Origin of the sequence: Pseudomonas syringae CC1557, from assembly GCF_000452705.1 — a bacterium.
Lineage (GTDB): Bacteria > Pseudomonadota > Gammaproteobacteria > Pseudomonadales > Pseudomonadaceae > Aquipseudomonas > Aquipseudomonas syringae_F.
In genome coordinates this window covers 3,262,761-3,286,066 of sequence record NZ_CP007014.1, presented here as the reverse complement: position 1 = coordinate 3,286,066, position 23,306 = coordinate 3,262,761, and the positions used below count along the sequence as shown (strand labels likewise).

The following is a 23,306-nucleotide window of genomic DNA, read 5'->3' as shown; positions in this document are numbered from 1 at the left end:
CAGTAAGGCTTAAAACGTAACGCCCTGGCTGCGCAGGTAGTCGTCGTACGTGCCGCTGAAGTCGATGACGCCGCTCGGGCTGAGCTCGATGATGCGGGTAGCCAGCGAGGATACGAATTCCCGGTCATGGCTGACGAAGATCAACGTTCCCGGATAGTTTTCCAGCGCCAGGTTCAGCGCTTCAATGGATTCCATGTCCAGGTGGTTGGTCGGTTCGTCCATGATCAACACGTTCGGCTTCTGCAGAATCAGTTTGCCGAACAGCATACGACCCTGTTCACCACCGGAAATCACTTTGACCGACTTGAGGATTTCGTCGTTGGAGAACAGCATGCGGCCCAGTGTGCCTCGCACGACTTGCTCGCCGCCCTGCGTCCACTGGCCCATCCAGTCAAACAGATTGCAGTCGTCTTCGAAGTCGTGAGCGTGGTCCTGGGCGTAGTAGCCCAGCTCCGCAGCGTCGGTCCACTTCACGGTGCCTGCATCCGGGGTCAGTTCGTTGACCAGGGTGCGCAGCAGGGTGGTCTTGCCGATACCGTTCGGGCCGATGATCGCAACGCGTTCGCCTGCTTCAACCTGGAAGCTGAAATCCTTGAACAGGGTCTTGCCATCGAAGCCTTTGGCCATGCGCTCGACGATGACCGCCTGGCGATGCAGCTTCTTGGTTTGCTCGAAACGAATGAACGGGCTCACGCGGCTCGAAGGTTTGACCTCGGCCAACTGGATCTTGTCGATCGCCTTGGCTCGGGACGTGGCCTGCTTGGCTTTCGACGCGTTGGCCGAGAAGCGGCTGACGAACGATTGCAGTTCGGAAATCTGCGCCTTCTTCTTGGCGTTGTCCGACAGCAGTTGCTCGCGGGACTGCGTGGCCACGGTCATGTACTCGTCGTAGTTGCCCGGGAACAGGCGCAACTCGCCGTAGTCCAGGTCAGCCATGTGGGTGCACACGCTGTTCAGGAAGTGACGGTCGTGGGAGATGATGATCATCAGGCTGTTACGCTGGGTCAGAATGTTTTCCAGCCAGCGAATAGTGTTTATGTCCAGGTGGTTGGTCGGTTCGTCGAGCAACAGCACTTCAGGATCGGAAAACAGTGCCTGCGCCAGCAGAACACGCAGTTTCCAGCCCGGCGACACTTCGCTCATCGGACCGCTGTGCTGCTCGATGCCGATACCCAGGCCGAGCAGCAATTCACCGGCACGCGACTCGGCGGTGTAACCGTCCATTTCGGCGAACTCGGTTTCCAGCTCGGCGACTGCCATACCGTCGTCTTCGCTCATTTCCGGCAGCGAATAGATACGGTCGCGCTCGGCCTTGACCTTCCACAGCTCCTCGTGGCCCATGATCACTGTGTCGAGCACGGTGAATTCTTCGTAGGCGAACTGATCCTGGCGCAGCTTGCCCAGACGCACGTTCGGCTCCAGCATCACCTGGCCACCCGAAGGTTCGAGATCGCCGCCGAGGATTTTCATGAACGTGGACTTTCCGCAGCCGTTCGCGCCGATCAGGCCGTAACGGTTACCGGCAGCAAACTTGACCGAGACGTTCTCGAACAAGGGTTTGGCGCCGAACTGCATCGTGATGTTAGCTGTGGAGATCAATTACTTTACCTATCAATAGCTTATGGTGCGCTTATTTGGGCTGGGACCGATTCTGGGCCACATCTGTCGTTTTCCAGCCCGTTCCGGCTGAGCTTTGGCTTATCCAGCGGGCATGCGTCGACAGCAACGGCAGTCTGCCGTGACTGCGTTGCCGGGAGATGAATGTGGGGGTTCACGCCAGACATTGGCGCGCATTGTCGCATAGGTCGGGCGGCAGTGACATGGCGGGTGATGCCGGAGGCTGAGTTTGAAGGGTTGTGTGCGGTGCAGCATTGACAGGGCGGCCAGTCTGATGGCCGGGCATTGCCCGCTCAGACAACGTTGCTGCCTGTCTTGCGCAACATCTGTCGGGTTTCATCAATGCTCAACTTGGGGATGATTTCGTGTGGCACTCGCGAAGTTTGGGACAAGTTGAATACTTGAAAGTCATCGCCTACAACATGCCTGGACATGAGTTCGAGTGAGGGAAGAATTCGGGACTCATAGTGCTGGTCCAGACCGCAAGGAGAGTGCTTGCCGGATGAGGATTCATAAAATCTTCCTGCAGACTGGTTCATATCAAAACCTACAAGAAAGACGTTATCGAAACCCAGGTGATACGCCAGTTGCAGTGCCAGATACATGACCGTGCGAGCATCGAAAAAACCCAGTTGCAGATCCTTGCTGAAACCGATATCCCTGCTGCGACTGCTCCACAACGACAACTTTCTGACCAGCGCTTCTTCACGTGAACAAAGGGTGGCGATAGCAGATGATCTAGGGGATTTCTTCAGTGCGTAGCTACGTCCGGCCGGTTTCGGCATGCTTGAACGGAACTGGTCCTCCCACAGGCCTACATTCTCGCTGCCGCGCAGGGCAGCAGCGAAGAGCTCGGGCTGTTGATTAGGGAAATCCCGGTCCGAACAAACGTAGAAGAAAGGCTGGATGTTCGTGCCGGCAAAAATCGAAAAGGCCCCGTTCATTGTAATCATGGGGACGTCCGAGAACTCATTGACCGGAAAATCCTTTGCAGAACGGCCTGAGCCGATGAGGAAAACCGGTCCCTTCCTGATGCCCTTGCATTTGCCGAAATCCAGCACGCGCGTCGGGTGTCGGGCGCAGTCGTCGTTGGACTTGCGTATATAGCCGGGGACTTTTATGGATGGACTAACCATGGCTACCCTGTAAGCACTGGCGGCAAATTAGTTACCAAGTTTGCCGCACACTATATTTACTAATGGCCATTATTTCAATATCAGATTGTTTCAAAATCGTATCATACAGGAAACATTAGAGGGTGATGTTTTTTCAGGCGTCTGCTCTTCCGCCGATGTGTTGGTGATGTAAGGAACGATAAGCAGAAGGAGGGTAGTGTCAACTTGCTATCGCAGCCGGCATGAAGTTTGGGCTTCTATTCTGGCGAAAATGAGTGTCGATTGAACTTCGTTTTATCGACCGGGATGTGAAGGTCTGTCCTGCAAGCCCGGCTATCGCCGGGCCAGCCTTCTGTGGCGGGTTTGAATCATTTGTCGAGACGCAAGCTATTCGGATTTCCGTTCCTGTCTTTTTTTCCTGAACCAGCTTCCCAGCGCGTGGAACGGGTGAATGAACAGCGCTATCGCTCCAAGCAGAAAGACGACGGTGATAATGATCAGGCCCATGGCCTCGTGTGCAAACATAGTGATTGACTCCTGTTGTTCACTTTGTCGGTCCGATGGAGGTTAGTCGCTGAAACGTTTCATCACATGAAGAATTGTTCAGGAACTTTTACCTTGGCCGGACGTGCGTGGGCGCTCACCCAGGTTCATCAAGCGTGCTGAAGCCAGACGATCGGCTGGAAAACAATCAATCGGCTGGCCAGCAAACGCGTTGTTTCAGTCGTTATACGGCCATTGCGGAACTAGATGGCCCCGTCACGAGCCTATAAGCAGGCTTGTGTTCAGCGGCGCTACTGCTCTGCACACGCATTCTTATTCTCTCGGAGGTCCATGACATGAAGTCCCTTTTTCGTCCAGGTTTGCTGCTGGCTGTCGCCTTACCGTTGTTACTGGCTGGCTGTGGCGACAAGGAACCTGAGCAACGTGCAGCGTTTACTCAGTTCCTGCAAACCCGCATCATCGATAAACCAGGCCTGCACGTTCCCAAGTTGACGGACGACGAGAAGAAGACCTTTGGTGACTACACCTCGCATTACGCTGTGATCTCTGACTTTGGCGCGGGCATGGACACCGCTGTGCAGCCGTTGAGCAGCCTGATGCAGAAGGGTTCGTTTCACTCGGTGAGTGATGTCGTGCAGCGTCGTGGTGATCTCGCAGCCGTGCAGACCGGTCTTGATAAGGTGGGTGAAGAACTGACCGTAGAACAAGGCAAGGCAGATGCTGCGCACGCGAAGCTGAAACAGCCGGACGATTTGAAAGTGGTTTATGACAAGGCCTACGACAGGACTGTCAGCGTGCCTGCGAATACATTTCGTGAAGTGTTGCCGCAGATCAAAGGTACATTTTCGACAGGTCTGAAAGTCGCCGATTACATAGATGCACACAAGTCGCAGATTGATATTTCCGGTTCCGCGATTACCGTAAAGGACCCTGTCGTGCAGGCTGAACTCAATAAGCTGCTGCAAGAACTCAATGATCAGGGCAAGAATGCCCAACAGGCACAGGGTCGACTGCAGTCGCTCATGACCGGGCGCTAAGGCAGCGCTGACGTTCCGGCCCGACGCTGTTGTCGGGCCGCAGCGAGTGTCAGGTATGATTTGCGTCTCGCTTACCTGACACTCGGGTTCAACGGATTGATGATCACACCTCCTTCACTGGCAATCACGCTACGCGATGCAACGCCCGACGACGCGCTGTGCCTGAGCGTACTTGGCATGCAGGTGTTTCTCGACACTTACGCAACGCAAGGCATTCGTGAGTCCATCGCCCGCGAAGCCCTTGAGGCTTTTGCACCTCGGGCTTTTGTCCGGTTACTCGCCGAACCGGCAAACCTCACTATTATAGTTGCCGAAGTGCACGATCATCTGATCGGCTTCGCACAGGTCGAGCTGCGCACGGATCACCCGATCCTGCGCGATTCAAACGCCGCCGAACTGCAACGCCTTTACGTACAGGAACGCTTCACCGGACGTGGTGCGGGGAGTCTATTACTCAAAGCTGCAGAACACTGCGCCGCCCGCAAGCAGGCATCACTGCTGTGGGCGACCGTCTGGTCTGGCAATGAGCGCGCTTTGAGCTTTTATCCGCGTCAAGGCTATGAGGTGAGAGGTTTTCCTGACTATGAGTTTCAGGGCGAAACCCATGGCAACAGCCTGTTTGCCAAGGTGGTGAATCGCACTGCTGAATAAGACCTTATTTTTGCAAAGGACGCTGAAATGCTGCGCATATTGGGCAAGTCTTCTTCGATAAATGTACGGAAAGTGCTATGGGCGTGTGAGGAGCTGAAGATACCCTTCGATCAAGAAGAGTGGGGCAGTGGCTTCAAACCGACCGCTACCGCTGAGTTTCTGACGCTCAATCCGAATGCAATGGTCCCGGTCATCGTTGACGATGATTTTGTGCTGTGGGAGTCCAACAGCATCATTCGCTATCTGGCTGCCTGTCATGACACTGAAGGGCGTCTTTATCCGCATGATCCGAAGGCGAGGGCGCGCGTTGATCAGTGGATAGACTGGCAAAGTGCGGACCTGAATCGATCCTGGTCCTACGCGTTCATGTCACTGACGCGCCGCGCTGCTGATTTCAACGATCCTGCCGCCACTGAGGCTTCGTGCGCCAATTGGGCCAGGCATATGCAGATATTGAATCGACAGCTCGAAACAACAGGCGCTTATGTCAGCGGCGAGTCTTTTGCTCTGGCAGATATCCCGATCGGGCTGTCAGTCAATCGCTGGTTCGAAACACCGATGGACCATCCACAGTTGCCTGCGGTAAATGCTTATTACCAACGTCTGAGCAACCGGCCCGGTTATCTGTTGTATGGCCGCAACGGAACTCCGTGACGACGCATGACGGTCGCGTTTATTCTTGCTCGCCGTTTCAAGTCTTCAGGCTTTCAAGGAGCACTCGCGTTGACCACTATTAAGATTACTGCCGGCGGATATGAATTTCTGGCCGAAGCCAATCCGGATGCGCCGCAGACGGTCGAGGCGTTTCTGAAGCTGCTGCCTTATCGGCAGAAGTTTATCCATGTGCGCTGGAGCGGCGAGGGTTGCTGGGTGCCGCTGGATGATTATCAACTGAAGCTTGATGACACGTTGATCGGTTTCGAGAACGCGACCAGCCATCCTTCGGTGGGCGATATTCTTTTCTATCCGGGCGGTTACAGCGAGACCGAGATTATCCTGGCTTATGGCTCATGCTGCTTCGCCAGCAAGATGGGGCAGTTGGCGGGCAATCATTTCCTGACCATCACCGAAGGCAAGGAGAACCTGCGCAAGCTGGGCGTGAAAACGCTGTGGGAAGGTGCTCAGGATGTGATTTTCGAGCTTGCCTGAGTACTTCATTTTAGTGCACTGGTTATTTGCCAGCATTTTCTTGAACTGCTGATCTTCGTCAAGGGTCTAGTCCACAATGCTTCCAGCTCCCGGAAGCCGACCTGGAGACAAGACCTTGAATATTTTCGAAGCATTGCGCGAGAGTCATGACCGTCAACGTGGTTACGCCGATGCGCTGATCCAGACCAGTGGCGACAGTGCCGAACGGGCAGAGGCCTACAAGCAGCTCAAGGACGAACTGCAAGCTCACGAGACCGCTGAAGAGCGTTTCTTCTATATCCCGCTGATGGCCCACGACAATGGCGTGGACCTGAGCCGGCATGCCATTTCCGAGCATCATGAAATGGACGAGATGATGGAAGAGCTCGACGAGACCGAAATGTCCAGTCCAGCCTGGCTGGCGACTGCAAAAAAACTCTCGGAAAAAGTCCATCACCACTTGAAGGAAGAGGAACAGAAGTTCTTCCAGATGGCGGGCAAGCTGCTCGACGAAAAGCAGAAAGAGAGCCTGGCGGGCGAGTACGTGAAGGAATACGAAGAGCAATTGGCGGAGAGCTGATACTGCGCTGCAATGCTAGAATCGGCTTTTTACCAGCGTGGGCATGACATGAAGTTTCTGTTTTTGACGGGTGCAGCGGTACTTGCGGCAGCTACATTGGCCGGGTGCGCAGCGCCTTCCGTCTCGGCGCGCTCGGCAGGGCCTTCAAAGGTGCTGTCCAGCGCCAAACAGGACGCTGCCGTTGCCCAGTGCATCCAGGTGACCTGGCAGAACGAGGCCATGTTCGGCACCTCTTCGGACGTGTTCCTGCATGACTTGTCCGGTGGCGGCTTCACGGTGTTCACCACCGAGTCGAAGTACTTCGCCGACGTGCGCAGCAAAGGCCCGGCCACCACCGTTGAGTTCTATGCTCCGCAAGGCGATACCCAAGCCGCCTTGCGATCGGCGGCTGTTGCTACCTGCCTTTGATTCTTGTCCCCACGCTCTGTGGGCCCCGTTACCAGGACTTTTGTCCCTCCGTTAGCGCATGGCAAGAGATCGAGAGGCTTTCGCCCTGACACCTCTCGTTCCAACGCTCTGCGTCCGCTCTTGAGGCGCTGCGCGGCTTGGATTTGTCACGCAGAGCGTCATGGATGCACACCAACGCAGAGTGGCGCGAGAGTCAGGCATTTTGCGCTCGCGCTCCGGGCTCATGGACGTTGATACCCCGCGCCCGATAACAGCGCATACGCACAAGAGTGGGGCCTTACCACCCTAATGTGGCAATCGGTAGCGTTACCTCCAGTATCTCCCCTCACTTTCCTGCATCACCCTCTGAATTTCAGCCTGTTGATTTGCCTCGGCTTTTTAATGTGGCGTCTTCTGTTTGACGCCTATGGCACACTTTCTGCTGTCTATTCCGTTGTTACACACTAGTGTCCGCTATAGCGGATTACGAATACCCCGGCGGAGTTTATGTCATGCATCGCGGACCTTCTTTTCTGAAAGCTTGTGCATTTGTTCTTGCAGCCTCATTCACGCTGGCCAATGCGGCGCAGGCGGCCGAAGGCAGCAAACTGGATGCGGTGTTGAAACGTGGCAACCTTATCGTCGGCACAGGCAGCACCAACGCGCCGTGGCACTTTCAGGGCGCGGATGGGAAATTGCAGGGCTTCGATATCGACATCGGCAGAATCATTGCCAAGGGCCTGTTCAATGACCCGAGCAAGGTCGAGTTCGTGGTGCAGTCCTCGGACGCCAGGATTCCCAACTTGCTGACTGACAAGGTCGACATCAGTTGCCAGTTCATCACCGTCACCGCCAGCCGCGCGCAACAGGTGGCTTTCACGCTGCCGTACTACCGCGAAGGCGTTGCCTTGCTGCTTCCAGCCAATAGCAAGTACAAGGAAATCGATGACCTGAAAGCAGCAGGCGATGGCGTGACCGTTGCCGTGCTGCAAAACGTATACGCCGAAGAACTGGTGCATCAGGCGCTGCCCAAGGCCAAGGTCGATCAGTACGACAGCGTCGACCTGATGTATCAGGCCATCAATTCAGGTCGCGCCGATACGGCCGCCACCGACCAGTCTTCGGTCAAGTACCTGATGGTGCAGAACCCTGGCCGCTACCGCTCACCGGCCTTTGCCTGGAGCCCGCAAACCTACGCCTGCGCCGTCAAGCGTGGCGATCAGGACTGGCTGAACTTCGTCAACACCGCCTTGCACGAAGCCATGACCGGTGTTGAGTTTCCGGCCTACGCAGCGTCGTTCAAACAATGGTTTGGCGTTGACCTGCCGGTGCCAGCGATCGGTTTCCCGATGGAATACAAATAAGCCGAATTTGACCTTCAAGGGTAGGGCAGGCCGATTGGCCATCCCTGCCAGGTACGGGCGAACATGAACTATCAGTTGAATTTTGATGCCGTATGGCGGGATTTCCCCAACCTGCTGGCCGGTCTGGGCCTTGGTCTGGAACTGGCGTTGTTCTCGATTGCCATCGGTTGTGTCATCGGCTTGATGAACGCTTTCGCGCTGTTGTCACGTTATCGGGCGCTGCGAGTGGTGGCATCGATCTACGTGACGGTAGTACGCAACACGCCGATTCTGGTGTTGATCCTGCTGATCTACTTTGCCTTGCCCGGGTTGGGCATTCGTCTGGACAAGCTGGCGTCGTTCATCGTCACGCTCTCGCTTTACGCGGGTGCGTACCTGACCGAAGTGTTCCGTGCGGGATTGCTGAGTATCCACAAGGGACAGCGCGAAGCGGGGCTGGCCATCGGCCTGGGTGAATGGCAGGTGAGGGCTTACATCACCGTACCGGTCATGTTGCGCAACGTACTGCCAGCGCTTTCCAATAACTTCATATCGCTGTTCAAGGACACCTCGCTGGCGGCCGCGATTGCCGTACCCGAGCTGACCTATTACGCACGCAAGATCAACGTCGAAAGCTATCGGGTGATCGAAACCTGGCTGGTGACCACTGCGCTGTATGTGGTTGCCTGCTACGTGATCGCCATGCTTTTGCGCGCCCTCGAACAACGTCTGGCGATTCGCCGCTAGGAGGCCGTCATGTATCAACCCCCTGGCTGGTTGCACGAGTTGTGGGCCGCACGTGAAGTGCTCTGGTCCGGCTTTCTGACCAGCATCCAGTGCTCGGCGCTGGCGATTCTGTTCGGCACCCTGATCGGCATGTGCGCCGGTCTGACCCTGACCTATGGCGGATTCTTCGCTCGCTTGCCGGTTCGGCTGTATGTCGACCTGATTCGCGGCACGCCGGTGTTCGTGCTGGTGCTGGCGGTGTTCTATATGGTGCCGGCGCTGGGCTGGCAGATCAGTGCGTTTCAGGCTGGCGCGATAGGCCTGACGCTGTTTTGCGGCTCTCACGTTGCGGAGATCGTGCGCGGTGCCTTGCAGGCCATTCCGCGAGGTCAGATCGAGGCGAGCAAGGCGATTGGCCTGCGCTTCAACCAGACGCTGCGGTATGTGCTGCTGCCTCAGGCGATGCGTCAGATCCTGCCAACCTGGGTCAACTCCTCGACCGAGATCGTCAAGGCATCGACCCTGTTGTCGGTGATCGGCGTGGCCGAGTTGCTGCTGAGCACCCAGCAGGTGATCGCTCGCACCTTCATGACGCTGGAGTTCTACCTGTTTGCCGGTTTCCTGTTCTTCCTCATCAACTACGCCATCGAGCTTCTTGGGCGACACATTGAAAAACGGGTGGCCTTGCCATGACACAGACTCACACCGCAACCCCCGGCCCGGCGCTGCTCAGCATTGAGGGCCTGCATAAATCCTACGGCGAAGTGGAAGTGCTCAAAGGCGTCGATCTGCGCATGCAGAAGGGCAACGTTGTCACCCTGATCGGTTCCAGCGGCTCGGGCAAGACAACTTTGCTGCGTTGCGTCAACCTGCTGGAGGAGTTTCAAGGCGGCCACATTCGTCTTGAAGGTCAGGACATCGGCTACAGCGACGTAGATGGCAAGCGCGTCCGCCATCCGGAGCGTCTGATCGCGCAACACCGGGCCATGACCGGCATGGCGTTTCAGCAATTCAATCTGTTTCCACACCTCAGCGCCTTGCAGAACGTGACCCTGGGCCTGCTCAAGGTCAAGAAGATGCCCAAGGATCAGGCGATTGCCCTGGCCGAGAAGTGGCTGGACCGGGTCGGGCTGCTGGAGCGGCGCAATCACTTTCCCGGCCAGTTGTCCGGTGGTCAACAGCAGCGCGTGGCGATAGCCCGCGCCATTGCCATGAACCCCAGCCTGATGCTGTTCGACGAAGTGACCTCGGCACTGGACCCGGAGCTGGTGGGCGAAGTGCTGAGCGTGATCAAAGACCTGGCCGAGGAGGGCATGACCATGTTGCTGGTGACCCACGAGATGCGCTTTGCCTATGAGGTGTCGGATCAGATCGTGTTCATGAATCAGGGCCGCATCGAAGAGCAAGGCGCACCGAAAGCCCTGTTCGAGCAGCCGAAGTCAGCACGCCTGAGCGAATTCCTCAAGAACATCCGTTTTTAACGTTTCAACCCTTTTAACGTTTCAATGCAAGGAGAAACTCATGACTATTACCCGTTATGGCGCAGGCAGCACCGCAGGTGGCGGACAGCCGCGCCCATTCGCCCGAGCCGTCGAGGCCGATGGCTGGTTGCACGTTTCCGGCCAGGTCCCCGCGCAGGACGGCGAGATCATCGTTGGCGGTATCGTCGAGCAAACGCACCAGACCATGCGCAACCTGATCGCAATCCTCGAAGAGGCCGGGTACGACATCAAGGACGTGGTTCGCGTCGGCGTATGGCTGGAAGACCCACGCGACTTCTGGAGCTTCAACAAGGTGTTCGGCGAATACTTCAGCCCCGAACACGCCCCGGCGCGGGCTTGCGTGCAGGCCAACATGATGGTGGACTGCAAGGTCGAAATCGACTGCATAGCTTATAAACGGAAGTAGCCGCTACACGCTGCAAGGCTGCGAGCTGCAAGCCAGATCAAATTAGGCTTTTAGCTTGAGGTTTGCAGCGTGCCGCTATCCGAAGGATACCCTCATGACCGAAGACACAATCAAGCGCCGGGCGCGCGGGCTGGACCGGGCGTTCGATATTCTGGATTTTCTCAAGGAAAAGGCCAGGCCCATGCGTCCCAACGAAATTGCCAGCGGTATTGGCAGCCCCAAGTCGACTGTCTACGAACTGGTGGCGTCGTTGCTGGAGCGGCGGATTCTGGAAACGGTCGGCAAGGACGGGCATGTCTACCTGGGCCGACAGCTGTATTTTCTCGGCCAGGCGCACCTGCGGCACTTCGATTTCACCCGCGAGGCGGAATCCTGCCTGTGCGATATCGTCAGTCAGACGCGGGAAACCGCGCAGATGTGCCTGCTCAATGGCCGTAAATACACGGTCGCGCTGATGAAAGAAGGCGAGCGGCATTTCCGGATTTCCTCGGACATCGGCGAGAACGCACCGATCCCGTGGACGGCTTCCGGCCGCTTGTTGCTCAGCCACCTGAGCGATCAGCAAATCATCGACCTGATCGACGTCGACGATTTCATCCTGCCGGGCGGCGAGCGCCTGCCGCTGGAGACGTTCCTGCGGGAAATTCGCAAGGCCGGGGAGGAGGGGTTCTTCTCCTTCGACAGCGTGGCCGACACCTTCACCCACTGTTTCGCCGCCCCCGTGAAGAACGAGCACGGCCAGTGCATCGCAACGCTGTGCATCGTCGCGCCACGGGCCGATGCCAAAACCCATTACAGCGACTACCGTCGGGTGCTGATCGACAGCGCCAACGGCCTGGCTCGCCGAATCAACGAATAACCAGGAGATTACCGATGAGCATCGCCGTCATGCAAAAAGGCACTGCACAGCCGGGTGACAGTCTGACCCGCGACGTCAGTCTGCCTGCGCTGGTCATCCACAATCAGGCGCTGGAGCACAATATTCGCTGGATGCAGCGTTTTGTCACCGACAGCGGTGCGGAATTGGCACCGCACGGCAAGACCAGCATGGTCCCCGCGCTGTTTCGCCGCCAACTGGACGCGGGTGCCTGGGGCATGACCCTGGCGACAGCCATGCAGACTCAAGCCGCGTATGCCCATGGCGTAAAGCGCGTATTGATGGCCAATCAGCTGGTCGGTGCGCCAAACATGGCGCTGATCGCTGATCTGCTGGCTGATTCGATGTTCGAGTTTCACTGCATGGTCGACCATCCGGACAACGTCGCTGCACTTGGCGAGTTCTTTGCCGCCCGTGGTCTGCGCTTGAACGTGATGATCGAGTATGGCGTGCCCGGTGGCCGCTGTGGCTGTCGTAGCGAAGCGCAGGTGCTGGCGCTGGCCGACGCCGTTCAGGCCCAGCCTGCGCTGGCACTGACCGGTATCGAGGGTTACGAAGGGGTTATTCATGGCGAGCACGCCATCGAAGGCATCAAGGCCTTTGCCGCTTCGCTGGTACGCCTGGCGGTCGATTTGCAGGACAAGGGCGCATTCGCTCTGCAGCGGCCGATTGTGACGGCGTCGGGCTCTGCCTGGTATGACCTGATTGCCGAAGCGTTCGATGCTCAGGCAGTCCGCGAGCGCTTTCTCAGCGTCTTGCGGCCTGGCAGTTACGTGGTACACGACCACGGCATCTACAAGGATGCGCAATGCTGCGTGCTGGATCGACGTGCCGAGTTGAGCGAAGCGCTGCGTCCGGCGCTGGAGGTCTGGGCGCACGTGCAGTCCCTGCCTGAGCCGGGTTTTGCAGTGATCGCCATGGGCAAGCGCGATGTAGCCTATGACGCCGGCCTGCCTAACCCGCTGTTGCGCTACAAGGCAGGCGCAGTGCCAGCCTCGGGCGATGATGTCAGCGCCTGCAAGGTCACGGCCGTCATGGACCAGCACGCCTTCATGACGGTCGCACCCGGCTGTCAGTTGCAGGTCGGCGACATCATTTCCTTCGGCACCTCGCACCCGTGTCTGACCTTCGACAAGTGGCGTTCAGGTTGTCTGGTAGATGATGATCTGAGAGTGATCGAGCCCTTCAGCACGTTTTTCTAGTTCAAGTATTCGAAGGAGTATCGCCCCATGAGCCTTCCACGCGTCGCCCTGATCGGCGAATGCATGATCGAATTGCAGCAACATGCCGACGGCAGCCTGCGTCAGAGTTTCGGCGGTGACACGCTGAATACCGCCGTCTATCTGTGCCGACTGCTCGGTGATCGCGCCCAGGTGGATTACGTGACCGCACTGGGTGACGACAGCTTCAGCGACGCCATGTGCAGGGCCTGGGCCGCCGAGGGCATCGGGCTGGGCAAGGTGCAGCGCCTGCCGGGTCGTCTGCCGGGGCTTTACTGCATCCAGACCGATGCCAATGGCGAGCGGCGTTTTCTCTACTGGCGCAACGAGGCTGCTGTCCGTGACTGTTTCATGACGCCAGCTGCCGAGCCGATCCTCTCGGCACTGGCCAGCTACGACGTGCTGTATTTCAGCGGCATCACCCTGGCAGTTCTTGGTGAACAGGGCCGTGCGCGGTTGCTCGACACCCTGGTCCGCGCCAGGGCGCGTGGGGTGAAGGTCGCGTTCGACAACAATTATCGTCCCCGGCTGTGGACCAGTGTCGATCAGGCGCGTGAAGCCTATCAGGCGTTTCTGCCGCAGGTGGATCTGGCGCTGCTGACCGAGGAAGACGAACAGGCGCTGTATGGTTACACCGACAGCGAGCAATTGTTGAAAGCCTATCGGCAACGCGGCATTGGTGAGGTCGTCATCAAACGGGGTGCGCAGAGTTGTCTTATAGAAGCCGGCGGCGAGCGCTTTGAAATAGCGCCGCAGAAGGTCGAGCACATCGTTGACACCACGGCGGCAGGTGACTCATTCAGTGCAGCCTACCTGGCCGCCCGTCTGGGTGGCGAGCACCCGCGACAGGCTGCCGAAGCGGGGCATCGCCTGGCCGGTGTAGTCATCCAGCACCCAGGCGCGCTGGTGCCGAAATCGGTCATGCCAGTTTGACAGTACCTGCCACATTGCATGCAGTTGATCGGCTAACGCACTGACGGCAAAGCATTTCACTGGAACCTGCAGGCGAATCCGGCCACCATAGGCGCCTTTTCTGCCTGCAAGCCACCCAATGGAGTCTGCGTGCCCGACGATCTGCCCTCCGAGCTTCCTCATGACCTGGATGTCGATCTCATACCGCCGCGGCAATTGCCGTTTTTCAGACGCCTGTTGGCGCGTCTGATGGGGCGCAGCCTGACCGGGCTGGGCGCGCAGCACACACCGTCCTGGTTTCAGGGGCACGCCGACGGCTATCTGAACGGCCACATAGAAGGTGTCCGTGAAGGCTACGCCGAAGGCTATCTCGACGGCCAGGAGCTGGGTCGCCAGGTGCTGGTAATCAGCGATACACGTCCAGCCCTGCATCGCGGGCCGAAGGTTGATGACCACCTGTTCGATGACTGGCGGCTGGCGCTGACGCCCGAGCTGAAAAAGCGCGTCAAGGCGGATGTCGCGGAAAAGTTGTTAGCGCATGCCCAACCCAGCACGGCGCAATGGAAGATGATTTTCAGCGATACGCCGTCCACGTATGTCATTGCAGGGGCGGGCGCGGGCAAGTCGACATCACTGGTGCTGCGTATTCTGCTCCTGCACCACTATCTGGGTTACGAGCTGAACGCGATGACGGTGGTGACCTTCACGCGAGAGTCACGCAAGGACTTCATCGGCAAGCTGATCGACGTCATGGCTTTGTGGGGTCATGCAGTGGGGCAGAAGCAGGCCAGGGATCTGGTGCGTACCTTTCATTCGCGTATTCTGCCGCTGGTGCGCAGTTTGCCGGGCTTCGAACAGTTGCGCGCCTTCGAAAACCTGAGCAGTCAGTCATCAGGGCTGGAGGACGCGGACAGCAACCCGTTCGATTTGCGTATCAACGACGCTCAACGCCAGCAGCTGAATCTTTGCTACCGCGACCTGTACGCCAGCAATGAGCGCTTTCGTGAGGTCATGGCGCCGCTGTATCGCCATGCGTTACAGCTCAAGGAACTGGATCGCGATCACCCGGACGTGCAGAAGCGCGTGGCGGTGACCGAGCTGTCCTCGAAACGTGATGAGGAATGGTGCGACACGGTAGAGGATTTGTGGATTCGTGCCGGAATCTGGCCCATAAAAGGCATTGAGCCTATGCGCCAAACCGTTGAAATAAATGGCTTTCCGTTCCACTTCCACGGTTATATCGCCGAACTCGATGCATGGGTGGTATTGGGTCTGGACCCCAGTGAAGACCAGCATCTCAAGCGTCCGGGTGCCAAACTGCCGGTGTGGGCCGAAGGGGTCATCAAGCGCACCCTGTTTCAAGCTTTCTGCGACAAGCCATTGATATGGATGGATAACTATCAGGCTGCCAGCAAGATTTTGCAGTCTCTTGCCGGAACTGCAGTGGCCGGGCCCGGATTTGATTATCGGGTCAAGGGCGAACTCGGTGCAGCGCCACTTCTGGACTGTTTCGTAACAGCTGCCAGCTTTATCGAGAACCTCGGGCTGGATGTTCCCGCCGCAGTCGCCGAGATGAGTTTTGCCAGTGATGACCCTGACCGCTTCTTCTTTGAGGGGCTGAGCCTGTTCTGGAAAGCGTTCGAAGCGCACCTGCTGGCACAGACTCCACCGGTCATGACCTACAACCGGATGTTCGCCCTGTTTGGTGAGACGTCCCCGCAGAACCTCAGGCAGGTCAGCGACGAGATGCTCAGGCCGCTGTCGCACTTGATGATCGACGAATTTCAGGACGTGTCGCCACAAATCGTTTCGTGGATCCGTGCCAGCCTGCGCGAGATCAGGCGTCGCGGCCCGGCCCTCCAGGTGGGCCGCATTGCGCAGCGTTCGTCGCTGCTCTGCGTGGGCGATGACTGGCAATCGATTTACGGCTGGCGCGGCAGTTCGCCGAAGTACTTCATGGAGTTCGCCAAAGAGTTTTCGTCGCCGGCCACCACCAAAGTCATGCTCAGTGAGAATTTCCGCAGCCATCAGCACATCATAGACGCGGCAGAACATATCGTCCGCGCCGCTCCAGCGATTCCGGGCAAAAAGGCCCGTGCCAGTGGTGCGCCTCAGGAACTGTTGCCGGTCAAGGTACTGGACCGTAACGAGGACGAGCTCGCCGAGCGTGTGGCTGAACATTACAACGATGGGGATTCAATTCTGCTGCTGTACCGCAAGGGCAGCGAAAAGGCCCGGTTTACCGAGCGCCTGCAGGCATTGATCGATGCCGACGCGGCGATGGGTGCGCAAGGCCGCCGGATACGCACGCTGACGTATCACAGCTCCAAGGGCTTGCAGGCTGATGCTGTTTTCCTGCTGGGGGACTGTCAGCATCTGACCGTATCGCCCTACAAGAACCAGATCTATCGATTGGCGGGGTTGGGCGACGCTAACGATCTTCAGCCGTTTGACACGGCGCAGAAAGATGAAGTGCTGCGGCTGGCCTACGTGGCTATCACGCGCTCGTCGCGTCACTGTTATTGGTACATCGATGAAAGTGCCAGTACCGGAGACAGCACGCAGATGCCCAAGGCATCGGACAGAATTGCCCGGGACAAACCATTCTTTGATGATCTGCGCGGCAAGGTGCAGGCGGGCTGAGGCTTCAGCTGGGTATGCAGGTTCAGACGGGACGTTTCAGGCCGGAGCCGCTCAGGAAAAGCCCGCCACCTGCCGCTGAGTGTGCGCGCCAAACAGCTCCAGCTCGTCCTCGATGGCTTCGATGATGCGCTCGACGTCCGCAGCGTTCATCACGGTGGAACAGGGCAGACCAGCAATGGCCACCACCGTTTCGCCACTGGCTCGATCAAACAGCCTGGCGATCATGCTGCCGGGCGCATCCATTGAGGCTTCAAAGCCAATCGGGTGGAAATGCCAGCGCATCAATTGGCAGGCATTGGGGAAGGTGACTTTAGTCATGACATGGCCCACCTGAATCGATCGAGCGTCCAATGCTCCATTGGGTAGGCAGACCAATCAGGACGCGTCTGGCAAAGCTGTGATGACCAGAAGATGAGCTGCTTTGGCAGACATCTGTCGGGGCTGCTTTCCGGCGGGATTACTGAGCGGTCTGACGAGTAATGAAAATAGCACTGACCGGGCTTTTTCTGGAAAAAATTTTTATGACGCTGAATGAGAAATTCAATTACATGAAATGCATCATTAAAGGGTATTGATAGGCACGTTCTGTGCAGTTTCTCATCACTGTCATGGACTTCTTTTGTCCCAATGACGGTGGTTTTCGCACAGCGTCTGGGGCAAGCTGTCGCTATTGACCCGAGGAACTGCGCATGCTGAAAAAATACCTTGCTGCTCTCATGCTGCTGGCCTCGACCAGCCATGCGGCGGAGACGGTCAATATCCTCAACTGGACCGACTATATCGCGCCGGACACGCTGACAAAGTTCCAGGCCGAGACCGGTTACAAGACCACGTATGACACCTTTGACAGCAACGAAGCGTTGAACGCAAAGCTGGTGGCTGGCCATTCCGGTTACGACGTGGTATTCCCGTCCATCCATTTCATGGGGCGGCAAATCGAAAAAGGGTTGCTCAAACCTCTCGACAAGAGCCAGTTGCCCAATTGGAAAAATCTCAATCCGGTATTGCTCAAGGTGCTGGAAGCCAGTGATCCGGGAAACCGTCACGGTTTCCCGTACCTGTGGGGCAGCACCGGAATTGGCTATGACGCGGCCAGGGTCAAGGCAATTCTTGGCAAGGATGCGCCTCTTGATTCCTGGGATCTGGTGCTGAAGCCGGAAAACATGAAAAAGCTCGCCCAGTGCGGTGTCGCGTTCCTCGACAGTGCGCCAGCCCTGTTTCCGATCACCTTGAATTACCTCGGTTTGCCGCCGCACAGCGAAGTGCCGGACGATTACAGCAAGGCCCGAGCGGTGCTCGACAGCGTAAGGCCCTATATTCGTAACTTCAGTGCCGCTGATTATGTTGCCGACCTGGCCGCCGGGAAAATCTGCGTTGCCGTGGGGTATTCAGGAGACATCTCCCAAGCCCAGGAGTTGGCCGTGAAGGCGGGCAGCAGCACCAGGATCAGCTACGTAGTGCCCAGGGAAGGCGCGCCCATGTGGTTCGACATGATCGCCATTCCGGCCGACGCGACGGACGTCAAAGGTGCTTACGCCTTCATGAACTACCTGCTGCGTCCGGAGGTGATTGCCAACATCACCAACACCGTGCATTACGCAAACGGTAATGAAAAAGCGGATGCGCTGATCAATCCCGGCATATGGTCGGACACTAATATCTATCCTGATGCCGACATGCTCAGCCGCCTGTTCGTGATGGCCCAGATCCCTGTCGACATCGACGAGCTGCGCCTGCGGATATGGAATGAAATCATGGCGGGCAAATAGACGCTTCAACCCGCTACCAGTATTCAGATGACATGCGCCTGATGCAGTTCGGTCAGTGCCTGAGCCTTGAGTCGGGCCAGCAGGGGATCACGGCGATCTCTCGGCGTTGTCAGTCCGATAGCCAGTTCATGGGTGATGGTGCCGGGACGACTGCCCATGACCAGCACGCGATTGCTCAGATACAGCGCTTCGTCGACATCATGGGTCACCAGCAACAGGGTGATTGCGTGACGTCGTGCCAGTTGCAGCAGCAGGTCCTGAAGCTTCATGCGGGTGAAGGCATCCACTGCGCTGAACGGTTCATCCAGTAGTAATACGGCCGGCTGCGAATACAGGCCGCGCGCAATCGCCACGCGCTGCGCCATACCGCCGGACAGCGCCTTTGGCAATGCATTGGCAAAGCCTGCCAGACCCACTTCTTCGATCAACTGACCGACCCAGTCGCGGTCGTAGCGTTCATCGTCACTGAAGCCGATATTTTGCTCTACCGTCAGCCAGGGCATCAGCCTCGGCTCCTGGAACACGAACGCCACTTCGCCCCCGGTCCGCGCGACCGCACCCCGAAAATCCTGCTCAAGTCCGGCGACAATACGCAGCAGCGTACTTTTACCGCAACCGCTGGGGCCGAGCAGACTGACGATTTCCCCTGGCTGCAATGACAGATCAATGCCTTGCAACACGGTATGGCCAGCGAAAGCCTTGTGCTCTACACGAATGTTCAGCAACGAATCCGGCATCTATCAACCCTCACGGCTCTGACCGTTGAATGTGTCTCGCCAGGCCAGAAAGCGTTTTTCCAGGCCAGCCAGCAGGCCGTCGCTCAATTTGCCCAGCGTGGCCAGAACGATAATCGCCGCCAGCACGATGTCCGGGCGCGAAGTTTCGCGCCCGTCACTGAGCAGGTAACCCAGGCCTTTAGTGGCCGCTATCAGTTCGGCGGCCACCAGAAACATCCAGGCCAGGCTCATACCGCTGCGCAAACCGGTGAAAAGGCCGGGCAGGGCGGCGGGCAGCAGAATGCGGCGGGTCAGGCGGTAGCGACTGAAACCATACATCTGGCCTACCTCCACCAGCTTGCGGTCAATGCCGCGAATCGCTGCCACACCATTAAGGTAAACGGGGAAGAACGCGCCGATGGCAATCAGCACGATCTTTGACGTCTCGCCGATCCCCAGCCACAGCAACAGCAGCGGGACCCAGGCCAGACTGGGGATTGAGCGCAGCCCGGCGAAGGTCGGTTCCAGATAAGCCTCTGCCTCGCGACTGAGCCCGACCCAGGCCGCGAATAGCAGCGCTAGACCGGCACCTATCAGAAAACCACTCAGAACGCGTAACAGGCTGGCGCTGACGTGCTTCCACAAGGCACCGTCTGCCAGGTCTCGCAGGGTCAGCAGTATTTCGCTGGGTGCCGGCATCTGGTAAGACGGCAACCAGCCGATACGCACGATGACTTCCAGCAACACGATAACCAGCGCGGGGACTACCAGCCCTTTGAGTCGTGTGCCGGAGCGCTGCCACAGGTTGCGCGCCTGACGCTCAGTCGACGTGGTCTGCGGCACCGCATGCAGAGACTTTTCCTGGCTGGTCATGGTGTCGCTATCACGACTTTGGAGAAGTCCGGGGTGATCAACTGATCAATCACCTGCTCGACATTGACACCTTTGCGCACCAGGTCTTCCGAGATCAGGATCGGCGCGGCAGCTTTGGAGGCCTCCACGTCTTTTGCGCTCAGTTGCGGGTTGCCTAGATCGGTACGCGACAATTGCAGGCGAGCGACCTCGAGCGGAAGGCCTGACTCGGTCGCCAGCAACCTGGCCAGCTCATCCGGGTTCTTCACCGCCCATTCGCGGGCTTTTTCATAGGCGGTCAAGACCGTTCTGATCGCTTGCGGGTGTTCTTTGGCATAAGTTTCGGTCACGCTCAGCACGCCATAACTGTTGAAATCCTTGTTGCGGTAAAGCAGGCGTGAGCCGGACTGGATTTCGCTGGCCGCCATGTGCGGGTCAAGTCCTGCCCAGGCGTCCACATCGCCTTTTTCAAGCGCGGTACGCCCGTCGGGATGCTGCAGGTGCAGGAGCTCGACATCATCCTTTTTCAGACCGGCCTGTTGCAGCGCACGCAGGGTGAACAAGTACGGGTCGGTGCCTTTGGTGGCGGCGATCTTCTTGCCTTTCAACTCGGCCACCGATTGCAGTGGCGAGTCCTTGCGCACCACCAGAGCGGTCCATTCTGCCCGGCTGTAAACGTAAACCGACTTTATCGGGCTACCGTTGGCCCGGGCCAGCACTGCAGACAAACTGGCCGAAGAGGCAAAGTCGACACTGCCGCTGTTCAGGTATTCCAGCGAACGGTTACTGCCCTGGCTCAGCACCCAGGTGACTTTGGCGTCCGGAAGCGCTTTTTCCAGCCAGCCGAAATGCTTGAGCGCCAGGCTGACCGGCGAGTAGTAGGCATAATCCAGACGGATCTCGGCAGGCTTGGTTTCATCCGCGTGCACTGCTGCGCCCTGCAGACTTACGGCCAAAGCGCAGGTCGTCGCTATCCAGCGAAACAGTGCATGAGGAGACTGCAACCGAAAAGAAACAGGAAGACGTGGCATAGTGGGCGTCCAGCTCAGGGGAAAAAGGCAAGTCTGCTGTTTTTCATATTCCGAAATCAGCAGTCAGAAGGGCGTTAGATTCACAAATGGAATATTGCACGCTCTGTGCCAAAGGCTTGGGGGCTTTGTATATCAAGGGCTAGAACGATTTATCCCGGCTCAGGGATGTTGATTCGGCAACAAGCTGTCGAATGACTGTTGCGGTATCAACAGCAAGCGTTCAATGCCCGATTCGGCGTTTTTTTGACAGGTTTCGACCCGTCAGGCAGAAATTTTCCGCCAGTCGTGCAACACAATCGTTTTTTGACACTCTTAATCGTCCGCATTCTTAATTCAGAAACATGCGCACACTAGTATCGCGCGTGGTTACTTTTACCTGAGACACGGATTCGACTGATCCGCAGGAAGTTCTCGGGACGAAACGCCAAGCAGGCGTATTCGCAGCAGCCAGATGGCTGATCCCTCTTAATGCGCATCGGATGTTAAACCATGAAAATTCCAAAAATAGCATTGACCACCCGACTTCAGCGCCGCATAGCCTGGTTCTCTCTGCCTGCGCTGCTGATGGTTTCAGCCTTGACGCTGTTTACTGTTGGCAAGGGGGCCCTCGCCGAGACCAAGAACGGTACGCAGACACTGGTGTTTCTTCGTCATGCTGAAAAGCCGGCCATGGGTTTGGGTCAGTTGAATTGCCAAGGGCTTAATCGCGCGATTGAATTATCAGAGGTGCTTCCCAGGAAGTTTGGCAAGGCGGACTACATCTTCGCTGCCAATCCCAGTCGGCATGTGGAAGAAGGTGATGGCGACCTTTCCTACAGTTACGTTCGACCTTTGATGACGGTAGGTCCCAGCGCCATCAAGCTTGGGCTGCCGGTCAACATCGACTTTGGCGCCAACGACACCGGCGATCTGGCCGAGGAGTTGATGCATGACAAATACCACAACGCGATTATCTATACCGCCTGGTCTCACGGCTACTTGCCGGAGCTGATCAACAAGGTTGCTGAAGAAGCATCCGGCAAGGCCGTCAATCTGGTCGATGACTGGACCAATGATGATTTCGATTCAGTGGTGGTGGTCACCCTCAAGTGGGTCGACGGCAAGGCCACGCTGGATTACAAGAGTCATAAACAGGACCTGAACAACGGCACCGAGACTTGCCCAACGTCGACCTGACCTCGAAATGACAGCATTCTGTCAGCCGTTGAGCGACTTCATTGATTCAGGCGTGTAACGCTCACCTGCTGCGCCGCCCCGTGAGGGAAAAATCGCATCCAGCTGGGCCAGTTCATCCTTGCTTAAGGTCAGCGTGGCGGCGGCGACGTTGCTCTCCAGGTACTTGCGTTGTTTGGTGCCAGGGATCGGAATGATGTTGTTACCTTGAGCCAGCACCCAGGCCAGTGCCAGTTGAGACGCACTGATGCCCTTGGCAGCAGCCAGCGCCTTGACCTTCTCTACCAGTGCCAGATTCCTGGAGAAGTTCTCCCCCTGAAAGCGTGGGCTGAAGCGACGATAGTCGTCGGCGGCAAAATCGTCCGGGCTGCGCAATGCACCGGTCAGAAAACCGCGGCCCAACGGGCTGTAGGCCACGAAAGCAATGCCCAGGCTGCGGCAAGTGGCAAGCACGTCATCGTGCTCCGGGTCTCGCGACCATAACGAATATTCACTTTGCACCGCAGCCAGTGGATGCACCTTGTGCGCTCGCTCGATGGTTGCCGCACTGGCTTCGCAAATACCGATATGGCGAACCTTGCCTGCCTTGACCAGTTCGGCCATGGCACCGATGGTGTCTTCGATCGGCACGGTAGGGTCGACGCGATGCTGATAATACAGGTCGAGATAATCAGTATTCAGCCGCTTGAGGCTGCCTTCGATGGCCTGCCGAATGTACGCAGGGCTGCCGTTCACACCGCGCGCATGCGGGTCATCGCCACGCACGATGCCGAACTTGCTGGCCAGATAAATGCCTTCACGCTTGCCCTTCAGCGCACGTCCCAGCAAAGCCTCATTGGTGTGCGGGCCATACATGTCGGCAGTATCGAGAAAAGTGACGCCCAGCTCCAGTGCGCGATGCAGCGTCGCGATGGACTCCTGCTCGTCGATGCCGGTGGTATAGAAGTCCGACATCCCCATGCAGCCCAGCCCGATGGCAGAAACCTGAGGACCGTTGTTACCCAGTTGGCGCGTGATCACTGTGAGTGCTCCTGACATTTGAAAGACCCCAAGAGTCTCTGCCATTTGATTGACCCAATAAACCGGGTATTTACGATTTCACTGTTGTGAAAATCTA

Annotated in this window: 24 protein-coding genes; 17 read left to right on the top strand and 7 right to left on the bottom strand. The window is 57.5% G+C overall.

What is annotated here, in order from left to right; genetic code table 11:
- Nucleotides 1-9: 9 nt before the first annotated feature.
- Both N018_RS14470 and N018_RS14465 read right to left on the bottom strand, forming a co-directional pair.
- Nucleotides 10-1,599, bottom strand: a complete 1,590-nt coding sequence (locus N018_RS14470; RefSeq protein WP_024646983.1) for an ABC-F family ATPase — start codon at nucleotides 1,597-1,599, stop codon at nucleotides 10-12.
- Nucleotides 1,600-1,910: 311 nt separating this feature from the next.
- Nucleotides 1,911-2,753, bottom strand: coding sequence for an LPS biosynthesis protein (locus N018_RS14465; RefSeq protein WP_024646984.1), 843 nt, complete (start codon nucleotides 2,751-2,753; stop codon nucleotides 1,911-1,913).
- Nucleotides 2,754-3,571: 818 nt separating this feature from the next.
- Between N018_RS14465 and N018_RS14455 the strand changes: the two genes are divergently transcribed.
- The 15 genes from N018_RS14455 (at nucleotide 3,572) to N018_RS14385 (ending at nucleotide 16,648) form a co-directional block, all read left to right on the top strand.
- Nucleotides 3,572-4,273, top strand: coding sequence for a DUF3053 domain-containing protein (locus tag N018_RS14455; RefSeq protein ID WP_024646985.1), 702 nt, complete (start codon nucleotides 3,572-3,574; stop codon nucleotides 4,271-4,273).
- 99 nt (nucleotides 4,274-4,372) lie between these two features.
- Nucleotides 4,373-4,924, top strand: a complete 552-nt coding sequence (locus tag N018_RS14450; protein ID WP_025390045.1) for a GNAT family N-acetyltransferase — start codon at nucleotides 4,373-4,375, stop codon at nucleotides 4,922-4,924.
- A gap of 27 nt (nucleotides 4,925-4,951) precedes the next feature.
- Nucleotides 4,952-5,578, top strand: a complete 627-nt coding sequence (locus N018_RS14445) for a glutathione S-transferase family protein (protein WP_025390044.1) — start codon at nucleotides 4,952-4,954, stop codon at nucleotides 5,576-5,578.
- 69 nt (nucleotides 5,579-5,647) lie between these two features.
- The gene (locus N018_RS14440) at nucleotides 5,648-6,073 is read left to right on the top strand and encodes a DUF3830 family protein (RefSeq protein ID WP_025390043.1); all 426 of its coding nucleotides are present in this window, start codon (nucleotides 5,648-5,650) and stop codon (nucleotides 6,071-6,073) included.
- A 115-nt stretch (nucleotides 6,074-6,188) separates the two neighbouring features.
- Complete coding sequence (locus N018_RS14435; RefSeq protein WP_024646989.1) at nucleotides 6,189-6,632, top strand: hemerythrin domain-containing protein; 444 nt, start codon at nucleotides 6,189-6,191, stop codon at nucleotides 6,630-6,632.
- A gap of 48 nt (nucleotides 6,633-6,680) precedes the next feature.
- Complete coding sequence (locus tag N018_RS28405; protein ID WP_024646990.1) at nucleotides 6,681-7,040, top strand: hypothetical protein; 360 nt, start codon at nucleotides 6,681-6,683, stop codon at nucleotides 7,038-7,040.
- Nucleotides 7,041-7,531: 491 nt separating this feature from the next.
- Nucleotides 7,532-8,383, top strand: coding sequence for a transporter substrate-binding domain-containing protein (locus N018_RS14425; RefSeq protein ID WP_024646991.1), 852 nt, complete (start codon nucleotides 7,532-7,534; stop codon nucleotides 8,381-8,383).
- Between the two features lie 63 nt (nucleotides 8,384-8,446).
- Nucleotides 8,447-9,109, top strand: a complete 663-nt coding sequence (locus tag N018_RS14420; protein ID WP_024646992.1) for an amino acid ABC transporter permease — start codon at nucleotides 8,447-8,449, stop codon at nucleotides 9,107-9,109.
- Between the two features lie 9 nt (nucleotides 9,110-9,118).
- On the top strand, nucleotides 9,119-9,781 hold the full coding sequence (locus N018_RS14415) for an amino acid ABC transporter permease (RefSeq protein WP_025390042.1): 663 nt from the start codon (nucleotides 9,119-9,121) through the stop codon (nucleotides 9,779-9,781).
- Entirely contained in the window at nucleotides 9,778-10,569 is a 792-nt protein-coding gene (locus N018_RS14410; protein ID WP_025390041.1) for an amino acid ABC transporter ATP-binding protein, read from the top strand. The genes N018_RS14415 and N018_RS14410 overlap by 4 nt, the downstream gene beginning before the upstream one ends.
- A gap of 40 nt (nucleotides 10,570-10,609) precedes the next feature.
- Nucleotides 10,610-10,996, top strand: coding sequence for a RidA family protein (locus N018_RS14405; protein ID WP_024646995.1), 387 nt, complete (start codon nucleotides 10,610-10,612; stop codon nucleotides 10,994-10,996).
- Nucleotides 10,997-11,090: 94 nt separating this feature from the next.
- A complete protein-coding gene (locus tag N018_RS14400) occupies nucleotides 11,091-11,855 on the top strand; it encodes an IclR family transcriptional regulator (protein ID WP_025390040.1) in 765 nt (254 codons plus the stop codon).
- Nucleotides 11,856-11,869: 14 nt separating this feature from the next.
- Nucleotides 11,870-13,075, top strand: a complete 1,206-nt coding sequence (locus tag N018_RS14395) for an amino acid deaminase (protein ID WP_024646997.1) — start codon at nucleotides 11,870-11,872, stop codon at nucleotides 13,073-13,075.
- A gap of 27 nt (nucleotides 13,076-13,102) precedes the next feature.
- Nucleotides 13,103-14,026, top strand: coding sequence for a sugar kinase (locus N018_RS14390; RefSeq protein WP_024646998.1), 924 nt, complete (start codon nucleotides 13,103-13,105; stop codon nucleotides 14,024-14,026).
- Between the two features lie 129 nt (nucleotides 14,027-14,155).
- A complete protein-coding gene (locus N018_RS14385; RefSeq protein WP_024646999.1) occupies nucleotides 14,156-16,648 on the top strand; it encodes a UvrD-helicase domain-containing protein in 2,493 nt (830 codons plus the stop codon).
- A gap of 51 nt (nucleotides 16,649-16,699) precedes the next feature.
- Here N018_RS14385 and N018_RS14380 read toward each other — a convergent pair whose 3' ends face one another.
- Nucleotides 16,700-16,966, bottom strand: a complete 267-nt coding sequence (locus tag N018_RS14380) for a DUF1652 domain-containing protein (protein ID WP_024647000.1) — start codon at nucleotides 16,964-16,966, stop codon at nucleotides 16,700-16,702.
- Between the two features lie 371 nt (nucleotides 16,967-17,337).
- Here N018_RS14380 and N018_RS14375 point away from each other — a divergent pair, with 371 nt between their 5' ends.
- Nucleotides 17,338-18,417, top strand: coding sequence for a polyamine ABC transporter substrate-binding protein (locus tag N018_RS14375; RefSeq protein ID WP_024647001.1), 1,080 nt, complete (start codon nucleotides 17,338-17,340; stop codon nucleotides 18,415-18,417).
- A gap of 23 nt (nucleotides 18,418-18,440) precedes the next feature.
- Here the strand turns inward: N018_RS14375 and N018_RS14370 are convergent, their stop codons facing one another.
- Genes N018_RS14370 through N018_RS14360 form a run of 3 tightly spaced genes read right to left on the bottom strand, consistent with a single transcriptional unit; the run spans nucleotide 18,441 to nucleotide 21,016 of the window.
- Entirely contained in the window at nucleotides 18,441-19,154 is a 714-nt protein-coding gene (locus N018_RS14370; RefSeq protein WP_025390039.1) for an ABC transporter ATP-binding protein, read from the bottom strand.
- Nucleotides 19,155-19,157: 3 nt separating this feature from the next.
- Nucleotides 19,158-20,006, bottom strand: a complete 849-nt coding sequence (locus N018_RS14365; RefSeq protein ID WP_025390038.1) for an ABC transporter permease — start codon at nucleotides 20,004-20,006, stop codon at nucleotides 19,158-19,160.
- Nucleotides 20,003-21,016, bottom strand: coding sequence for an aliphatic sulfonate ABC transporter substrate-binding protein (locus tag N018_RS14360; RefSeq protein WP_025390037.1), 1,014 nt, complete (start codon nucleotides 21,014-21,016; stop codon nucleotides 20,003-20,005). Before N018_RS14360 ends, N018_RS14365 begins: the two co-directional genes overlap by 4 nt.
- Before the next feature lie 489 nt (nucleotides 21,017-21,505).
- Between N018_RS14360 and N018_RS14355 the strand changes: the two genes are divergently transcribed.
- Nucleotides 21,506-22,192: a hypothetical protein gene (locus tag N018_RS14355; protein WP_024647005.1), complete on the top strand. Its 687-nt coding sequence runs from the start codon at nucleotides 21,506-21,508 to the stop codon at nucleotides 22,190-22,192.
- Nucleotides 22,193-22,213: 21 nt separating this feature from the next.
- Here N018_RS14355 and N018_RS14350 read toward each other — a convergent pair whose 3' ends face one another.
- Nucleotides 22,214-23,209, bottom strand: coding sequence for an aldo/keto reductase (locus N018_RS14350; RefSeq protein ID WP_025390036.1), 996 nt, complete (start codon nucleotides 23,207-23,209; stop codon nucleotides 22,214-22,216).
- Between the last annotated feature and the right edge of the window lie 97 nt (nucleotides 23,210-23,306).

Bases quoted from the DNA above. Each gene is read 5' to 3' on its own strand.
- N018_RS14465 (WP_024646984.1), bottom strand. From the start codon at position 2,753: ATGGTTAGTCCATCCATAAAAGTCCCCGGCTATATACGCAAGTCCAAC.
- N018_RS14455 (WP_024646985.1), top strand. From the start codon at position 3,572: ATGAAGTCCCTTTTTCGTCCAGGTTTGCTGCTGGCTGTCGCCTTACCG.
- N018_RS14450 (WP_025390045.1), top strand. From the start codon at position 4,373: ATGATCACACCTCCTTCACTGGCAATCACGCTACGCGATGCAACGCCC.
- N018_RS14445 (WP_025390044.1), top strand. From the start codon at position 4,952: ATGCTGCGCATATTGGGCAAGTCTTCTTCGATAAATGTACGGAAAGTG.
- N018_RS28405 (WP_024646990.1), top strand. From the start codon at position 6,681: ATGAAGTTTCTGTTTTTGACGGGTGCAGCGGTACTTGCGGCAGCTACA.
- N018_RS14425 (WP_024646991.1), top strand. From the start codon at position 7,532: ATGCATCGCGGACCTTCTTTTCTGAAAGCTTGTGCATTTGTTCTTGCA.
- N018_RS14420 (WP_024646992.1), top strand. From the start codon at position 8,447: ATGAACTATCAGTTGAATTTTGATGCCGTATGGCGGGATTTCCCCAAC.
- N018_RS14415 (WP_025390042.1), top strand. From the start codon at position 9,119: ATGTATCAACCCCCTGGCTGGTTGCACGAGTTGTGGGCCGCACGTGAA.
- N018_RS14410 (WP_025390041.1), top strand. From the start codon at position 9,778: ATGACACAGACTCACACCGCAACCCCCGGCCCGGCGCTGCTCAGCATT.
- N018_RS14405 (WP_024646995.1), top strand. From the start codon at position 10,610: ATGACTATTACCCGTTATGGCGCAGGCAGCACCGCAGGTGGCGGACAG.
- N018_RS14400 (WP_025390040.1), top strand. From the start codon at position 11,091: ATGACCGAAGACACAATCAAGCGCCGGGCGCGCGGGCTGGACCGGGCG.
- N018_RS14395 (WP_024646997.1), top strand. From the start codon at position 11,870: ATGAGCATCGCCGTCATGCAAAAAGGCACTGCACAGCCGGGTGACAGT.
- N018_RS14390 (WP_024646998.1), top strand. From the start codon at position 13,103: ATGAGCCTTCCACGCGTCGCCCTGATCGGCGAATGCATGATCGAATTG.
- N018_RS14380 (WP_024647000.1), bottom strand. From the start codon at position 16,966: ATGACTAAAGTCACCTTCCCCAATGCCTGCCAATTGATGCGCTGGCAT.
- N018_RS14375 (WP_024647001.1), top strand. From the start codon at position 17,338: ATGCTGAAAAAATACCTTGCTGCTCTCATGCTGCTGGCCTCGACCAGC.
- N018_RS14370 (WP_025390039.1), bottom strand. From the start codon at position 19,154: ATGCCGGATTCGTTGCTGAACATTCGTGTAGAGCACAAGGCTTTCGCT.
- N018_RS14365 (WP_025390038.1), bottom strand. From the start codon at position 20,006: ATGACCAGCCAGGAAAAGTCTCTGCATGCGGTGCCGCAGACCACGTCG.
- N018_RS14360 (WP_025390037.1), bottom strand. From the start codon at position 21,016: ATGCCACGTCTTCCTGTTTCTTTTCGGTTGCAGTCTCCTCATGCACTG.
- N018_RS14355 (WP_024647005.1), top strand. From the start codon at position 21,506: ATGAAAATTCCAAAAATAGCATTGACCACCCGACTTCAGCGCCGCATA.